The organism is Dakarella massiliensis (genome assembly GCF_001182045.1).
Lineage (GTDB): Bacteria > Pseudomonadota > Gammaproteobacteria > Burkholderiales > Burkholderiaceae_F > Mesosutterella > Mesosutterella massiliensis.
This window is the reverse complement of sequence record NZ_CVTY01000006.1, coordinates 16,003-33,488: the sequence shown is the minus strand read 5'-3', so window position 1 is coordinate 33,488 and position 17,486 is coordinate 16,003. Positions and strand designations below refer to the sequence as shown.

The following is a 17,486-nucleotide window of genomic DNA, read 5'->3' as shown; positions in this document are numbered from 1 at the left end:
GTCCCTTGCGAGACCGATCCTGTTCTGGTTTTTCGCTACTTCCGAACTTCAGGTGTTTCTTGAAGTCCGGATCGCCGATCCCCTATTTTTCAGGGTGATCAGCCCGGAAGAGTTCCCACTCCTCAATCGAGCGGCCGTCCGGCAGATGGCAGATCGCGTATTCGCCGCCATCCTTATCCTTTTTGATTTCAAGCATTCCGTGATAGTGCTTCACGCACCAGACAGAAGCGGGGTTAGCCATTCCGGCCATCGGTTCAGAGGCGGGCTGATCAGAAGCGGATCCGGTCCCCGCCCATCCTGTGAGGAGAGCGGCGGACGCGGCTCCCACGGCTCCGAGCGCTTTAAGCGGCTTCATCGTTTGTGTTCCTCAAAGAAATTACCTATGTCCTTTTTATTCTATCTGCCGACGCGAAACCGTTCGAGGTGTCGTCCGCCGTTCCGGCTCCCGCTACACTTCTACATATATGCACCCTTGTCTCTCACGCGGCGGAAACGCGAGGGGCAGAGCGGCAGCGGGATTCAGTTTCAAGGAAAAAGGACTTACGCGCGATGGACCGATACGGAAAAATTGAAGGGATGGAGGATATCGTCGATCTGATCGATGAGCTGGGGTTCCTGCCTTTCTTCCGGAATCCGATTGAGGGGTGGTCGCTAGAAGAGAAAACGCCTCCCGAATTCTGGTTCAACGACGATAACGACGGGGACTGGGAGTGGAAAGGCCCGATCATTTCCCGGAGTGAAAGCGCGTATGGAAAGTTTTATCGCGGGAAAGCGGTCTGGATTTCGCGCGGCTGGTACCCGGATTTCGTGAATTACCGGAGGTTCCGCCGTCATCTGACGGCAGACGAAAAGTTCATCCTTGAGACACTGAAGGGGGAGGATTCGCTCCTCTCGAAGGAACTCAAGGCCTTCACGGGCTACAGCCGCCCGAGAACGAAAGCGATCGATCCTTTCGGCGAGCGGCTCACGCATCTCAACTCGATGTTAGGCGACGACGATGGGCGGCAACGCGAAGGCTTTGAAACCGCGCTCACGCACCTCCAGATGGCGGGCTACGTGATCATTTCGGATTTTGAGTATTCCCGCGACAGGAAGGGGAACACCTACGGTTGGGGAGTCGCCCGCTACACGACGCCGGAATCCTATTTCGGAGAGTCCACGCTTCACGTGGACCGGACGCCGCACGAGTCCCGCGACCGGATCCTCGCGCATCTCCGGAAGATCCTTCCCCGGGCGACGGAGGAGCAGCTCGCGTCCTTTATCGCCTAAATCAAGGCTTCGGCGTCCCCCCACGAAAAATCGGATTCTGTATTGATGCAGAATCCGATTCTCTATGCCTCCCGGAGGAGTGGAGGGAGGCAAACCTTCCCTACGCCTTCCCGTGCTTCAGCCATTTGCCTGAGCGGAAGCGCAGCAGGAAGATCATCCCCCGGAAAATGAGCTCACCGCACATCGCGATCCAGACCCCCTTGAGGCCAAAGGTGCGGGCGAGGAGCCAGGCGGCCGGAAGCCGCACAAACCACATCGAGCCGAGATTCATGAGGCAGGGGATCAGGGTGTCTCCCGCGCCCATAAAGACGCCGTAGGCGACGATCGAGGCCGCGAACATCGGTTCCGCGAATGCCTCGATCCGGAGGATCGTCGCGCCGAGATCGATGATTTCGGGGACGTTCGACATGAGGCCGATCATGATCGGGGCGAAGATAAACATCAGAACACCCATCACGGTCATGACGCCAAGCCCCGTCGCGATCGCGATCTTACCGAACCGCATCGCGAGGTTTTCGCGCCTCGCGCCGATGCATTGGCCGGTGAGGGAGGCCGCGGCATCTGAAACCCCGTACCCCGGCATATAGCAGAGGCTTTCCGCGGTGATCGCAAGTGAATTCGCCGCGATCGCTATCGTGCCTAAAGGAGCCACGATCATCGTTGACGCGACCTGCGCGCAGCACATCACGGTGTGCTGAAGCCCGACCGGAATCCCGATCTTGAATGCTTTTTTAAGCAGCGGGAACTCGGGGAGGAACCTTCCCTTTTCGCCCCGGATCGCGAGCTCGGGGCTCTTCGTGCAGACGTACCAGAGCATCGGGACCGCGGTGCAGAGTTCGGCGAGCACGGTCCCCAACGCCGCCCCCGCGACGCCCATCCCGGCCCCTGGCATCGTGAACGTGAACCCGAGGAACGTGACAAGCCGCGTCGGGAAGATGAGGAAGTAGTTAAAGACCACGTCCTCCACGCACATAAAGATATTGAGGAACGAGGGGACGCGGATATTGCCGCTCGCGCGGAGCATCGACCCCGCTTCGTAGCTAAGGAAGAGAAGCGGCATCGCGGCGGTGTAGATCGCGAAGTATTTCGTGCCTTCCCGCGCGACGTCTGCCCCGGCTCCAAGGAACCCCGGGAGCCAGGGGCTGATCATGAGCCCCACAGCGCCAAGAATCGCGCCGGTCGCGACCGCGACCGTGATCCCCTGCCGCAGAAGCTTCCGGGCTGTGGGGTATGACTTCGCCCCGATTTCCTGCGAGGCCAGTACCGAGTACCCGGTGATCCCCGCGGACCCGAGGCCCCAGAAGAGCCAGATCGTGCTCGACACAATACCGACAGCGGCAGCCTCGACCGCGCCGAGGTTACCCACCATGGCGGCATCGATGTACTGCATCAAAACATTCGCGAACTGCGCGAGGATCGCCGGGATCGAGAGCCGGATCACGAGGGCAAGTTCCTCGGCCCGCGTAAACGACTCGCCCGACCGGATCTTTCCGATCAGCCGCTGGGAAACGCTGTCTTTCATAGATAGATGAGGTGTGTTGCTGAATTGTTGTTTTTGTATAAGCGGTGAAGAGGGGAAGAGGGGATTGATCGTCCCCGGTGTCCGCCTTCCTTTGCCGCCGCGCCATTCTAAGCCAGACTGCTTAGAAGCCGGAGACAAAACGGATGTGTTAACCCGGAGACGGGCATGAGAGTCAAACACGTCAAAATGGAAAGAAACCGGCGAAACCCATCATGATAAAAAGCAAACAGTCGTTCTTTTGAGAGAATTCCGCTGATCGCCTCATGAATACGGATGATCCCGCCCATTACCGATTTCCCTTTAGAGGGTTATTCCTTAGGGGCTACCTATTTTTAATAATTATTTGAAAATAAACCGTAAATTTTAACAAAACGACAAAAAATGAAAAATTCGCTTTTTTTCGTCTGCCCCAAACATGTGCATACCCTGCTATTCTGGATGACAGTTTTTCGTCGGGTACTGGAAATTAACTTGCGGACTGGGTGAATAAGAATGACGCGGACGGATGAAGGAAATCAGAAGAAAGCGAAGGCTGGCCGATGGCAGAAAAGCGTTTTTGCGCTGGCTGCGCTTCTGATGATGTCGTCCGCTTCGTTCGCTGATCTCCAAGCCCCCGAGGTTCAGGATCCGATTTACGATACGCTCACCACGCTTCAGGAATCGACGGAAATCTCGGTTCCGAAGGCGTCGCTTGGCTCCGCCCCCGAGAAGGATGGCGAGGCGAGCCTGAACTCCTCTGACCGCCCGCATGGGTTCGGTCTCCGCGTGATCAAGACCGCGGAAACCCAGCTTGGAACCCCGTACCGCGCCGGCGCTGAAACGCCCGGGCGCGGTTTTGATTGTTCGGGGCTTGTGTGGTGGGTCTATCAGCAGCAGGGGATCACGCTCCCCCGCGACTCTGTCTCTCAGTCTCACGTTGGGACGCGGGTCGATCTCGCGGACGCGAAGGCAGGCGACATCGTTGTTTTCAAGACAAACCGCGGTCCCAACGGCTTCCACACCGGCATCATGACGGATTCCGAGCACTTTATTCACGCGCCGCGTTCCGGTGACCGTGTGCGGGAGTCGGAGCTTACGGGCTACTGGGCGCGGCACCTTTATTCGGTGCGTCACGTCGGAGGCCTGAAGCTCGCGAAGAATAAGCTTCCTTCAGACGTTGAAGTGGCGACGGATGACCTCGAAGAAAAGATCGCCGATACCGAGTCCCGCGACGCCGCGTTTAACCCCGGCCCCGCGCTTGAGTATCAGGAGAAGGCGGAGCCCGCCCGGGTCGTCGCCTCGGTCCGTCACGGCAAGAAATCCGCGAAGGCTGAGAAGCGCGTGAAGGGATCGAAGTCTGCTAAGGTCGCGAAGGCCTCGCGCGCCGGCAAGACCCGCGCCTCGTCCGGTAAGAAGGTGGTGGTCGCGAAGGCCTCCTCAGGTCACGCGAAGGGCCGCCGCCACGGCCACTCCTGACCGCTATAGAATAATCACGCACTATAAAGGCAAAACGGGCCCCGGTTTCAACAGCCGGGGCTTTTATTTTGCCTGTTAGATACCCGCCCAATAAAAAACCGCGGTTCCGGATGCGCCGGACGCCGCGGTTATGCCTGGTCAGAGGCTCTCGGTCAGAGCTTGATCGCGCCTGACACAATCTTCGCGAGGAACTCGGGGAAGGACCCCGCGACACGCTTCGCGCGTTCCTCAAAGTCGGGTTCCGTGCTCGTGATCACCGAGCCATCCTCGATATCGATCGCGTAGTAGTAATACTCGGGATCGGTGCAGAGGTAGATCGGGAAATGGGTGTCCCAGAAGTCTGTCACTTCCTTCGCCCACTTCTTATCCTTTCCGGCCGCGTCAAGCCCCATCAGCTCAAGCTCATTCCAGCTCCAGTCGTCCTCGGTCTTCGCAGGCTTGAAGTCCGGACCCACGAGGAACCACTTGTTCCCGGTCTGATCCTCGCACTTCGCGAGTTTCCCGGCGAAGTTAAGCCAGGACTGCGGGATTTCGTGCCCGTAGCGACTGAGAACGTCCTCCGGAATCGGCGTCGCGGTTTCGGCAGGAATGACTTTCCAGTTCTGAGCGGAGAGCCACTGAATGAATTCATCAACCATTGAGGTAGCCAGCTTTTAAAAAAAGAGGTCGGAAAAAGGGAGATCGATGGCCGCGGTCCGGTTTCACTTCCGGACGCCCGTCTCCCACGCGTGGATCCCATGGATTCCGATCGAATTCTAGTTGAAGATCCCCGGATTGCAAGAGCGGATACCATGATCCTGTAAAAATAAACCGGATCGCCGGAAATTCCGGTGATCCGGCCCGATCGGTCACACCCCTGTCACAAAACTGTGCTAGGGGTGACGTTTATGACGGTCAGGAGAGCGAGGCGCTCTTTTCAACTGCCTTATCGGAGGCGTCCGACGCGTGAGCGGGTTCGACGCTTGCCGCGGTCTTCTTTTTGGACGCGGTCTTCGCCTTCGCCTTGCGGCTCCGGGACTTCGTCTTATGGGCGTCCGCTGCCATCATGCTATGCAGCTGACGCTCGCGAAGCGAACGGAGGGCTTTGAGAGATTCCGCCGCTTCATTCATCGCGGTCGCGCGGCCGACGATCAGCGGATCAACCGGTCCCACCATCTTGTCGTCCCGCCCTTCATACGGAATCGTGTTCAGGACGTAACGCATGGCATTCAGACGGGCACGCTTCTTATTGTCGCTCTTCACAACGGTCCACGGGCACTCCACGGTATCCGTCTTCTCAAACATCGCTTCTTTTGCCCGGGTGTAGTCATCCCACTTGTCGAGCGACGCGAGATTAACCGGCGACAGCTTCCAGCGCTTCAGCGGGTGAACCTGACGCTCCTTGAAGCGCTTCCGCTGTTCTTCGCGCGACACCGAGAATCAGAACTTGATGAGGTAGATCCCGGAGTGAACGAGGAACCGTTCGAATTCCGGCACTTCCTTCATGAATTCCTCATACTGCTCATCGGTGCAGAACCCCATCACGCGCTCAACGCCCGCGCGGTTGTACCAGGAGCGGTCGAATAGCACGATTTCGCCCGCGGTCGGGAGGTGCTTCACGTAGCGCTGGAAGTACCACTGGCCGGACTCGGCGGCGGTCGGCTTATCGAGAGCGACGAGCCGCGCGCCGCGGGGGTTCGTGTGTTCCATGAAGCGGGTGATCGTGCCGCCTTTGCCTGCCGCGTCGCGGCCTTCAAAGAGAATCACGACCCGGCTTCCGGTCTTCTTCACCCAGGCCTGCAGCTTCAGGAGTTCCACCTGGAGCTTGAACTTCTCGGTTTCATAGACCTTGCGGCGAAGGTGGTTCTTATAGGGGTAGCCGCCCTTTTCCCAGTCTTCGGAAAGCTCAATATCGGGGTTGATCCCGCGGGTGGAGACAACGCGGCCCTTTTCATCCTTCACTTCCGCGGAGAGGAGTCCCTGCAGGATCTTCTCGCGGTCAGACGGTGACTGGTCTTCGAGCACCACCTCACGGATGAAGTTCGTCGTGCGGCCGACAGCGGAGCTTGAGCGGTCCGCTGTCTCAAACTTCATCGCGCCTTCAGGCGTCGTGTACCGAACGTCACGCTCCATGCTGAGGTTATTCTTCACGTCCCCGCCTCTCGTGCTGCCAGCGACGCCGAGTTCTTCCTCGGCTTCGGTCTGAAGGCGTTGCCGCTCTTCCTTCACGGCGCGGGCGGAGCTCACTGCTTTCGCGGCCTGGCTCGCGGCGACCTTGTTCACGCGGTCAGAGATCGCCTTGAAATCGTTTTTCTTATCTGCCATTCAGTTACTCTCCAAAAGTTGCAACCCGTTATGTATTACTTTAGTCCCTATCATCTCAGAGGAACATAGCGTTAATTGGCATCTTGCGGAATATGCATGTAAAGACGCCGAAAAACCGTGATCTGTGAGGGATCGGAGGGGATTTTTGAGCTCGTGCTGCATGATAAAAATGTCTGAAGCGTTTTTTTCTAACGCAGAGAGCGAAGTGAAATACTGTGTCTTCAAAAGGCGTTTCGGCCCGGTTTCCCGAAGATGGAAGGACCGCGGGGGCAGGGGGCGTCAGCCGACGGTCCAGACTCCCAGAGTGACGCGCGGTTCTTGAACTTCGTTTTCACGCTGGTATCCTGTCTTCGTAACGAGGGAACGGCGTGAAAGGGGATCCTCGGGCGCGCTTCTCTATATAGAGAGGAGAGGGCGGCCGGTTTTCCTTTCCCCGGGTCCCAGGAAAGAAAGAGAAGTTGAAAGGGGGAGTGGAGCAACAGATGACAGCAGCGAAAAAGGGTTTAAACACAGCGATGGCCGAGACTCCCCCGGATCATATTGAGGTGCGGGGAGCCCGCGTCCATAACCTCAAAAATATCGATGTCGATATTCCGCTCGGGAAAATAACCGGGATCGCCGGCGTCTCGGGGTCCGGGAAGTCGTCCCTCGCGCTTGGCGTGCTCTACGCCGAAGGCTCCCGCCGGTATCTGGAGGCCTTGTCCACCTATACGCGACGCCGTCTCACGCAGGCCGCGAAAGCCGATGTGGACGAGGTGCTCTATATTCCCGCCGCGCTCGCGCTCCATCAGCGCCCCGCGGTGCCGGGGATCCGCTCGACCTTCGGGACCGGGACTGAATTGCTGAACAGCCTCCGCCTCATGTTTTCGCGCCTCGCCTCCCACCGCTGCCCTCACGGTCACTATGTGCCCCCGAGTCTCGCGGTGGCGGCGGGGAAGCCGCTCGTCTGCCCCGAGTGCGGGGAGTCGTTCTACGCGCCGTCCGCGGAAGAGCTGTCCTTTAACAGCCAGGGTGCGTGCCCTAAGTGCGGCGGCACCGGGATCGTGCATACCGTCGATCTCGCGACGCTCGTGCCCGATGAGTCGCTCACGATTGATGAAGGCGCGGTCGCCCCCTGGAACAGTCTCATGTGGTCACTCATGACCGATGTCTGCCGCGCGATGGGCGTACGGACCGATGTCCCGTTCCGGGATCTGACGGATAAAGAGAAGGACATCGTCTATAACGGCCCGATGGTGAAGAAACACATCTTCTACCGGCCGAAAAACGGCTCCAACTCCGCCGGGGAACTCGACTTCACGTATTACAGCGCCGTGAAAACTGTGGAAAACGCGCTTGCCAAGGTGAAGGACGATAAGGGAATGAAGCGGGTTGAGAAGTTCCTGAAGTTCGACGCGTGCCCGGACTGCGGGGGGAGCCGTCTTTCCGAAGCCGCCCGGGCTCCGAAGCTGCGGGGAATTACGCTTGATGCCGCGTGCCGGATGACACTCACGGAACTCATCCCCTGGGTGAAGGGGGTGCCGGCGTCATTGCCGGAAGAAATGCGCCCCATGGCGGAAAGCATCTGCGCGTCGTTCCTCGCGGTCGCGGCGCGGCTCGTCGACCTTGGGCTCTCGTACCTGTCGCTTGACCGTGCCGGAAACACCCTCTCAACCGGTGAGCGGCAGCGGATGCAGATAGCCCGCGCGGTCCGCAACCGGACAACCGGCGTGCTTTATGTGCTCGACGAACCCTCGATCGGTCTTCACCCCTCGAATATCGTGGGGCTCACGGATGTCATCCATGACCTGATTCACGATGGGAACAGTGTGGTGCTCGTTGATCACGATGTGCAGATCCTGAAGGAATCCGACTGGGTGATTGAGATGGGACCGGTCGCCGGGGCGAAGGGCGGAAACGTGATCGCGAAGGGGACGGTGCACGAGATCGCCGGAAACAAAAATTCCCGGATCGGCCCGTTCCTTGCCGGGACCTACGAGCGGCGCGTCAGGCCCGTGATTCCGAAGCCTGAGATTTTCTCGGAAGGCGAGATCACGATGGACACGCTCCCGATCCACACCGTGAAGCCCCTTCATGTCACGATCCCAAAGGGCCGGATGACAGTGGTCACCGGAGTCTCGGGGTCGGGCAAAACGACGATGGTGCTGGAATCCCTGATCCCAGGGCTTGAGGCGATGCTGTCCGGAAATAAACTTCCGCAGCATGTGAAGGGAGTGGCGGCCCCCGGGATTGAGCACGTGAAACTCATCGACTCCACCCCGATCGGGATCAACGTCCGGTCGACCGTCGCGACGTACGCCGGGATTCATGATGAGCTGCGGAAGATCTACGGACGGTCGAAAGCCTCGAAATCCGCGGGCTTCAAAGCGGGCGACTTTTCGTACAACACCGGGAAGCTCCGCTGCCCCGTGTGTGACGGCACGGGGGAAATCAGTCTCGACGTGCAGTTCCTGCCGGACGTCGACATTCCGTGCCCGGGCTGCCGCGGGAGCCGGTACTCGAAGGCGGCGGAGTCGATCCGCGCCGCGAATAAAGAGGGAATAGAGAAGTCCCTCCCCGAACTCATGGCGATGGATGTCACAGAGGCGCTCAGCTTTTCCCGCGATATGAAGAACGTCCGCCCGAGGCTTGAGGTGCTTTCGCAGCTTGGACTCGGGTACCTGACGCTAGGGGAAGAAACCCCGGGACTTTCAGGAGGCGAAGCGCAGAGGCTGAAACTCGCGAGCGAAATGGGGCGCACGCAGGAGGACTCGGTGTTCGTTTTCGATGAGCCGACGATCGGGCTCCACCCGCTTGACGTCATGACGCTCCTCTCCGTTTTCTCGTCTCTCATCGACCACGGGGCGACGCTGATCGTCATTGAGCACGACCTCGATATCATCCGGAACGCGGACTGGATCGTCGATATGGGTCCGGGCGGCGGAGACGAGGGCGGCCGTATTGTGGCTGAAGGGACGCCGGACGACATCAAACACACGAAGGCAAGCGTCACCGGGCGGTTTATCTGATTCGCTTTAGGGGCTGCGGGGACTCTTCTTCCCGAATCGCGGAGGGGAGTCCGATTGCCCCGTCTCTTTTTCCCGCCAATATATACCAAGGTAGAGCGAATAGCGCGATTTCATAACCAAAGAATCGCGTGAAATCAGTCCCTAAGAAGGGAAGGGAGTTTGGATTTTCCGACGGTTTCCTCAGGATCGGGTCTGGAGAGGTTCCGGAGGATGGCGGGATTTAAAAGTCCTCGTTTCAGGAGAAGAGCGTTTGCGGGCCTTTAAGTGAGACCGAGGCAGGGATTCCGCGGTTTTCCTGTTGGGGGTTCATCAGGGGACGAATGGAGAACGCCTGCCTGCAGATGACTTTTGACAAGATGGCATTTTCACGCGACTTAAATCGGATTATGTCCGGATGAAAGGCGCAAGGCCGGCAGGGTTTAACCCGGCTGAAGGGGGGCGGCTGTCTCTTCGCGCGTATCTGTAATTGCCTTTAATGCATTGATTCTGACCCCGGTATCCAGTAGTGAAACTTTGTCACGAATAAACTTTTCGAAAATCACAGAATTGCGTACGCCTTTTTTGGCAGTATAAAGAGAAAAAATTGTGAAATCCCTATAAAAACAGTGGATAATATAGGTGATGTTAAGTTTACTTTTGTTAATTTTATTTGATCAATCGATATGTTTTCTGATCGGATAAAAATAAAGACAAAAGTAACTTATGTAATACATTAACGGCCCAGTGATGCTCAAAAAGATGTGTTTTAAACCACTGACATAAGAGCTGCAGAATGCGCTTCCCTTCTGAAAAGGAGTTGATTCTTCTTATTTGACAGGTTTCAGAACAAGTAAACACTTGAAGCCCGCCGTGTAGACCGGAAACCACCGCAGCCCTGACCTGGGCCCCGCACAGAGATAAGGGGGAGGAGCTGAAATGACAAAAGAGAATCGGCTCTTGGGGACAGTTAAAAGTGAGTTTTCGGCGGGACAGAGCCGTAAAAGACGGCTGACTCCGGTCCGTCCACCCCGTACCTCCCAATCCTGGAAACCTAAATCAGATCCCTTCCCTGGCAAGGTGAGTCTCATCCGGGCGCTTGTGATCGCGGCGCTCGCTGTGACAGTTCCGGCGGTGCCGGCTTATGCCTTCACGCTGCAGACATCGACTGAAACATCGACTGAGACGGGGACAGAAACTGAGACCAGTTCGATGCAGATCCAGGTGCTCGAAACCATCACCGTAGCGCGGGACTCCAATATCGTCATGTCGTTAAATGACGACACCAACACGATCAATCTCTATCTGAATGACGATGTCACCGGGACATCGTTTACGGCAGGGAATTCCGTTCTTTCGACATCCGGTCTCAAGATAACCGGGACGAAGCAGGAAAGTGATACCTATACTCCGCAGGCTTTGCTTAGCTCTGCAGGTCTCAGCATTACAGGCGGCACGGATTCGTCCTCTTCACTCACTCCGGATGGCATATCGACCACGGGTACAGTCTCCGCGGGAGACTCCATCTATGTGGGCGACGACGATTCCCAGTCGGTTCTGACCGGCACCGCTCTCACGCTCGGGAATGGCATGACTTACACGTCTTCGAGCGCCACAACGCCGGTGATTGGCAGCAATAACACGGTTGTCGCGAACACTGCCAATTCGGTTGTGATCGGCAGCGGCAACACGGTGGGGGCGGGTGACACCCCCGATTCCAACCTGATCCTGATCGGCAGCAATACCACAACGAATTCCACGGATTCCGTCATCATTTCACCGACAGGCGGCACATATAACGCCATGGACGGAATCGTCGTGATCGGCGCAGACGCAACGGTTACGTCCGGCGAATCGACTGCCGTAGGTCATGGAGCTTCGGCTGGGCAGGGCAGCGCGGCCTTTGGTTATGACGCGACGGCCACGATATCGAGCCTCGCCATGGGCTACGAGAGTGATGCCGGTTCGGCTGAAAATTCAACTAATTTCGCGGTCGCTATCGGTACCACCGCGCAGGCGACAGGTGACAGCGCGGTAGCGCTGGGCTATGGAGCCACGGCGACCAAAAACAATTCTGTGGCTATCGGCCGCGGTGCTGGTTCAGACGCGGTTGGCGGCACCACCCTCGGTCATGACGCCCATGCGTGGACTGAGAACTCTGTGGCACTCGGTATTAATTCAAACGCGACAACCGCGGCTGGTGTCGCAGGGTGGAAACCGACCGGGGCACAAAGTACGGTTTCAGCATGGGAATCCACTGATGGACCGGTTTCTATCGGTAATTCGACGCTCGGTTACACCCGTCAGATTACTAACGTCGCCGCTGGTACGGAGGACACCGATGCCGCGAATATCGCTCAGCTGAAGGCAAGCAATATCGCGGTCGCGGCGGACACCGGGACAGCCGCGCGGGTGCTCAATTCAAAGCAGCTGACGGTCACGGGCGGTGCGACGGATAAGACGCTCACGAGCAACAACATCTCGGTCGGCATTACGTCTGACAGCGACACGGGGAACAGCACCCTTTCTGTCGCGCTTGTCGAGGATGTGGATCTTGGGACAGCGGGCAGCGTGACTGCCGGCACTTTTACGGCTGAGGCCGCGGCTGAGGAGGGAACCACCGCTCCGAAAGCGGTTCTCAGTTCGTCAGGTCTGGTGATTTCGGATGGTGTCGCGTTCACGAGCGCAGCCACGACGGTCCCTGTGATCGGCTATCAGAATTCAGTTTCCGGTAGCACGCTTTCCGACACCATCGTGCTTGGCAGCACAAATACGGTTGGATCTGAGAATGCCACGGTTTCTGATCTCATCCTGCTTGGGAGCGGAGTCTCTACCAACGCGACAGATTCCGTCATCATCAACCCATCCGGCGGCACGTATACGGATCTCAGCAACATCACCGTGATCGGGTCCGGAGCCAATGTGACGTATAACGGCGCGACCGCGGTCGGGGCGGAAGCGGCTGCCGGGGAAAACAGCGCGGCTTTTGGCTACCAGGCGGCGGCGCAGGATAACAGCACCGCGGTTGGCTATGGAAGCAAAGCGGGACTGATTAATACTGCGACCAATGACCTCACCCAGAACGGCGGTTCGGTCGCGGTCGGCACTGACGCCAACGCGACCGGGGACAGCGCGACAGCTATCGGTTACGGCACCAGGGCCACTGCTGAGGATACGGTCGCGATTGGCCGCGGCGCTGCCGCTACTGCTGTTGGTGCGAGCGCGATTGGTCACGAATCCATCGCGAGCGCGGAAAACGGAGTGGCGCTTGGCATCAATTCGGTCGCATCGACCGCGTCCGGCGTTACGGGATGGAATCCGACGGGCGACACTGTGTCCGGATCCACCTGGATTTCGACTGACGGCGCGGTGTCGGTCGGCGCGAAGGCGAATGAAAACGCGTATCACACGGCCGCTATCACCTGCCAGATCACGAATGTCGCCGCAGGAACGGCGGATACGGATGCGGTGAACGTCGCTCAGCTCAAGAATTCGAACATTAAGGTCGCGGGCGACACCGGCAGCTATGCGATCAAGAATGGCGAAACCCTCACGATCGCGGGTGACGCAGCGACGGGCGCAGTCACAGCGGATGGCAATATCCTTACGACCCAGGATGGAAGAAAGCTGACGCTTTCGCTTGTCGAGGATGTTGACCTCGGGAGCACCGGGAGCCTCACAGTGGGTGCCACGGCGCTCGATAATGCGGGTGTATCCACAACCGGCGGCACCTTTACGGCAAACGCGGTCAAAGCGGAAACGGATACGACGGCTGCTGCCGCGTCGCTCAGCTCTTCCGGACTGACCGTCACTTCGGGCACCAATACGGATAACCCGGATGCGGTCACGACAACCGTCACGTCAAGCGGTATCCAGGCAGGATCCGCGGATAACCAGCTGACGACATCTGGCCTCACTGCTTCCGCGGCGACGATTGCCGGAGCGCTGTCAGCCGGTTCCGTGACTTCAGAAACCTTTGACACTGGGACCGTGACGCTGACCGACTCCGGCCTTACCTACGATAACGGCATGGTGTACACGAGCGCCAGGCAGTCCGTTCCGGTGATCGGGTACAACAACTCTGTTGTCGGCAATGCGACGAACTCCATTGTGATGGGGAACGGGAATACCGCGGGGGACTCGGCAACCGCGGCGACTGGCCTCATCATGCTGGGAAACGGGATCAGCTCCGACTCCTCGAACTCCGTCATCATCAATCCGACAGGCGGCACGTATAACGACCTCATCGGACTCGTCGCGATTGGAGACAACGCTCAGGTGAAAGCGAGTTACGGCACCGCGGTTGGTACCAATACCACGGCGTATGGAAGCGGCACAGCTTACGGCTACGGCTCGACCGCCGGCACCAACGCGGTCGCTATCGGCCGCAGCGCGTACGCGTACTCTGACGCGGCGGCCGCCGCAAAGACCTATTCAGACTCGGTGGCAGTCGGCGACAGCGCCAAGGCGACCGGCACGTCATCGGTCTCCATCGGTCAGGCAAGCCAGGCTACCATGACGGGGTCGACTGCCATTGGCTATCAGGCGAGCGCGGCCGGCAGCTCGCTTAACGGTTCCACCGCGATCGGCTATCAGGCGAAAGCCCTCTCGGGACAATCCACCGCGATCGGCTACGGGGCAACTGCCGGCAATGAAACTATGGCGTCGGCGACCGCGATCGGTTACAACGCGAAGGCGGGCGGAGCAGGGTCTACCGCAATCGGCATGGGAGCCATCGCGAATCAGGCGAACTCGATCGCGATCGGAAGTGAGTCCGTCGCGTTGATCCTCTCTGGGGTCCAGGGCTGGGACCCGAGCGGCGCGAATTCGAGCTCTTCCTCCTCCACCTGGAGATCCAGCCGCGCGGCGCTCTCTGTCGGTTCTTCCGCGAATTCGATCACGCGTCAGATTACGAATGTCGCCGCAGGTAAATTAGATACCGACGCGGTGAACGTCGCTCAGCTGATCAATTCCAATATTTCCTTCGCGGGTGACACGGGCACCTCGATGGTGAAGAACGCGAATACGGTGACAATCAAGGGCGGGGCGGACTCGGGTGAAACCGCGTCGACCGGCAATATCTCGGTTGCTTCCAGTAAAGGCACGCTCACCGTGTCGCTCGTGAAAGACGTGGATCTGGGAAGCACAGGCTCCCTCACCATTGGGAATACGTCGATATCAGACACCGGGATTTCTCTTGGCCTGACGAATGGGAATCCCAATATTTCCCTTACGGCATCTTCCGGCATTATCAAAGCGACCCGGCTGAACACCAACGCGGTGCAGGTCGGAAGTTCGATGCTTTGGAATTCGAGCGGCATCAATATGGCCGGCAGCCCGATCACAGGGCTCGGCGCAGGAACGAATGGCATCGCGCAGGATAGTACGGACGCGGTGTCGGGCGGCGCTATCTGGTCTTATTTCCAGAGCTACACGCCGACATCGAGCGCGGGGTGGAACGCCAAAGTTGGAGAAACGAGCTCTTACCACGTGGCTCCTGGCGGCGCGCTGACCTATGCGACGGATTCGAACCTGAGCCTCGCGCTTTCAGACGCCGGCACCCTCACAGTATCGACCTTCGCGACACCGTCCTATACGTCAGTCGCGGCGGAAACTTTCTCGACCGGAGACTCTTCTCTGACAGATTCGGGTCTTGCCACATCCGGTACTGTACTGGCTGGCACCGCCACGGCGGGTTCGACGCTTGCCTCCACGGGTCTCACGGTGAAGGACGCCACGAATACGGCGAGTGTGTCCTCGACCGGGTTCACGGCGGGAACGGGGAATTCGCTGACCACCTCAGGTCTCGAGGCGACATCGGCCGCGGTTTCCGGGACCGTGACTGTGGGATCGACGGGGAGCGAGACCACGATCTCTGGCAGTACAGTCACCACAGAAACGGTTCAGACCGGGGCGACCTCGCTGAGTGACGCAGGGGTCACGACCACTGGGACGCTGAACGCGACAGGCAGCGGTAGCGCCGGCGCGGCGCTCACGTCCTCCGGTCTCACGGTGACAACTGATGGGACGGATGCCAATACGGCAACGCTCAACGCCTCCGGTCTCACCGTGGGAACGAGCGGAAACAGTCTCACGAACACCGGACTCGCCGCCAGCGCTGCCGCTGTGACCGGGACTCTGACCTTTGGAACAATAGGCAGTCAGACCACGGTTTCCGGTAACACCATTACGACTGGCACCGTAAACGCTTCGACGCTGTCGCTTGATACCAGTAACACCTGGAATACAACGGACGGCATCACCGCATCTGCCGCGACAATCGGCGGCGTCGGCATCACGTCGACGGGGCTCGATCTGAACGGCAAGACCATCACGGATATCACGTCAGGCTCTATCTCGCAGAACAGCACGGATGCCGTCTCAGGCGGCGCGGTGTGGTCTGAGCTGCAGAATTACACAACGACCGCGAATTCCGGCTGGACCGCGAAGGTGGGTGACACCACTTATAAGGTGAATCCGAATGGGGCGCTGACTTACGCAACCGACTCGAACCTCAGTGTCGCGCTGAGTGATAAGGGTGTTCTGACCGTTTCCACGTCCGCGAACCCCTCTTACACGACAGTGGCAGCTGCGACTTCTGTGACCGTTGGGAATGAGACCTCGAACACCGAGATCACCGGAACCGGGGTAACGTCTGAATCCTTCTCGACCGGGGCGTCGGTGCTTACGGATTCCGGCCTTACAACGACCGGTTCGGTGACGGCGGGTACATCCGCCACGGGTTCAACGCTCACGTCCTCGGGTCTCACCGTGAAAGAGGGAACGAACTCCGCGACGGTGACGCCGACCGGATTCAGCGCCGGTTCCGGGAACACACTCACGAACACGGGACTCGCCGCATCGAAAGCGGATATAGCGGGGCAGCTGACGGTCGGTACGTCTGACAATCAGACCACCATTTCCGGAAATACGGTCACAACAGGGACTGTGAATGCCTCGACTCTGTCGCTTGGCGAAGGAAACTCCTGGGGATCCACTGGAATCACGGCGACCGCCGCGACAATCGGCGGCGTCGGCATCACGTCGATTGGTCTTGATTTGAACGGCAAGACCATCACGGATATCACGTCAGGCTCTATCTCGCAGAACAGCACGGATGCTGTCTCGGGCGGCGCGGTGTGGTCTGAGCTGCAGAATTACACGACCACCGCGAATTCCGGCTGGACCGCGAAGGTGGGCAGCACCACTTACAAGGTGAATCCGAATGGGGGGCTGACTTACGCGACGGACGATAACCTCAGCGCCGAGCTCTCGAGCACCGGAACGCTCACGATTTCGACCTCCGCGAACCCCTCGTACACAACCGTGGCAGCCGCGACCTCGGTAACGGTCGGGGATACCGCGTCTAACACGAAGATCACCGGAAGCGGGGTAACGTCTGAATCCTTCTCGACCGGAGCGTCGGGTCTTACGGATTCCGGTCTCACAACGACCGGAACGGTATTGGCTGGCACCTCTGCCACGGGGTCGACCCTCGCGTCCTCCGGTCTCACCGTGAAAGAGGGAACAGACTCCGCGACAGTGACCCCGACCGGGTTCAGCGCCGGTTCCGGAAACACACTCACGAACACCGGGCTCACCGCGTCGAAAGCGGACATTGCGGGGCAGCTGACAGTCGGGGCGGTCGGCAATCAGACCACGGTTTCCGGAAACACGATTACAACGGGGACCGTGAATGCCTCGGCTCTGTCGCTTGGCACCGGGAACACCTGGGGCTCCTCTGGGATTACGGCGACAGCCGCCACGATCAACGGCACGCTTTCCGCGACGCAGGTGAATGTCGGCGATATCACGATCGGCGGAACCGGGAACACTATCTCTAGCTTTACTTCCGGCACGATCGCGTCGAACGACACCAATGCTGTCACGGGTAAGGCCGTCGCGGATTACTTGGCTGCGAATTAAACGACGACTTCGGGTTCCGGATTCTC

At 58.9% G+C, this 17,486-nt stretch carries 7 protein-coding genes and 1 pseudogene; 4 read left to right on the top strand and 4 right to left on the bottom strand.

The window, feature by feature from the left end; translation table 11 throughout:
* Positions 1 to 82: 82 nt before the first annotated feature.
* Entirely contained in the window at positions 83 to 355 is a 273-nt protein-coding gene (locus BN1936_RS04075; protein WP_022443733.1) for a putative hemolysin, read from the bottom strand.
* Between the two features lie 194 nt (positions 356 to 549).
* Between BN1936_RS04075 and BN1936_RS04070 the strand changes: the two genes are divergently transcribed.
* Complete coding sequence (locus tag BN1936_RS04070) at positions 550 to 1,269, top strand: AlkZ-related protein (protein WP_022443732.1); 720 nt, start codon at positions 550 to 552, stop codon at positions 1,267 to 1,269.
* A 100-nt stretch (positions 1,270 to 1,369) separates the two neighbouring features.
* Here the strand turns inward: BN1936_RS04070 and BN1936_RS04065 are convergent, their stop codons facing one another.
* The gene (locus BN1936_RS04065) at positions 1,370 to 2,791 is read right to left on the bottom strand and encodes an MATE family efflux transporter (protein WP_049686719.1); all 1,422 of its coding nucleotides are present in this window, start codon (positions 2,789 to 2,791) and stop codon (positions 1,370 to 1,372) included.
* 492 nt (positions 2,792 to 3,283) lie between these two features.
* On the opposite strand from BN1936_RS04065, the gene BN1936_RS04060 reads away from it, so the two are divergent.
* The gene (locus BN1936_RS04060) at positions 3,284 to 4,246 is read left to right on the top strand and encodes a C40 family peptidase (RefSeq protein WP_049686718.1); all 963 of its coding nucleotides are present in this window, start codon (positions 3,284 to 3,286) and stop codon (positions 4,244 to 4,246) included.
* A gap of 152 nt (positions 4,247 to 4,398) precedes the next feature.
* On the opposite strand, the gene BN1936_RS04055 is transcribed toward BN1936_RS04060, so the two are convergent.
* Together BN1936_RS04055 and ppk2 are read right to left on the bottom strand one after the other, a co-directional pair.
* Positions 4,399 to 4,884: a hypothetical protein gene (locus BN1936_RS04055; RefSeq protein ID WP_022444737.1), complete on the bottom strand. Its 486-nt coding sequence runs from the start codon at positions 4,882 to 4,884 to the stop codon at positions 4,399 to 4,401.
* A 454-nt stretch (positions 4,885 to 5,338) separates the two neighbouring features.
* Positions 5,339 to 6,550 (bottom strand): annotated as a pseudogene (ppk2, locus tag BN1936_RS11260) (polyphosphate kinase 2); the annotation flags it as partial.
* A 482-nt stretch (positions 6,551 to 7,032) separates the two neighbouring features.
* Between ppk2 and BN1936_RS04045 the strand changes: the two are divergent.
* The gene (locus BN1936_RS04045; RefSeq protein ID WP_232422062.1) at positions 7,033 to 9,558 is read left to right on the top strand and encodes an excinuclease ABC subunit UvrA; all 2,526 of its coding nucleotides are present in this window, start codon (positions 7,033 to 7,035) and stop codon (positions 9,556 to 9,558) included.
* Positions 9,559 to 10,614: 1,056 nt separating this feature from the next.
* The gene (locus BN1936_RS04040) at positions 10,615 to 17,460 is read left to right on the top strand and encodes a hypothetical protein (protein ID WP_049686717.1); all 6,846 of its coding nucleotides are present in this window, start codon (positions 10,615 to 10,617) and stop codon (positions 17,458 to 17,460) included.
* Positions 17,461 to 17,486 lie beyond the last annotated feature (26 nt).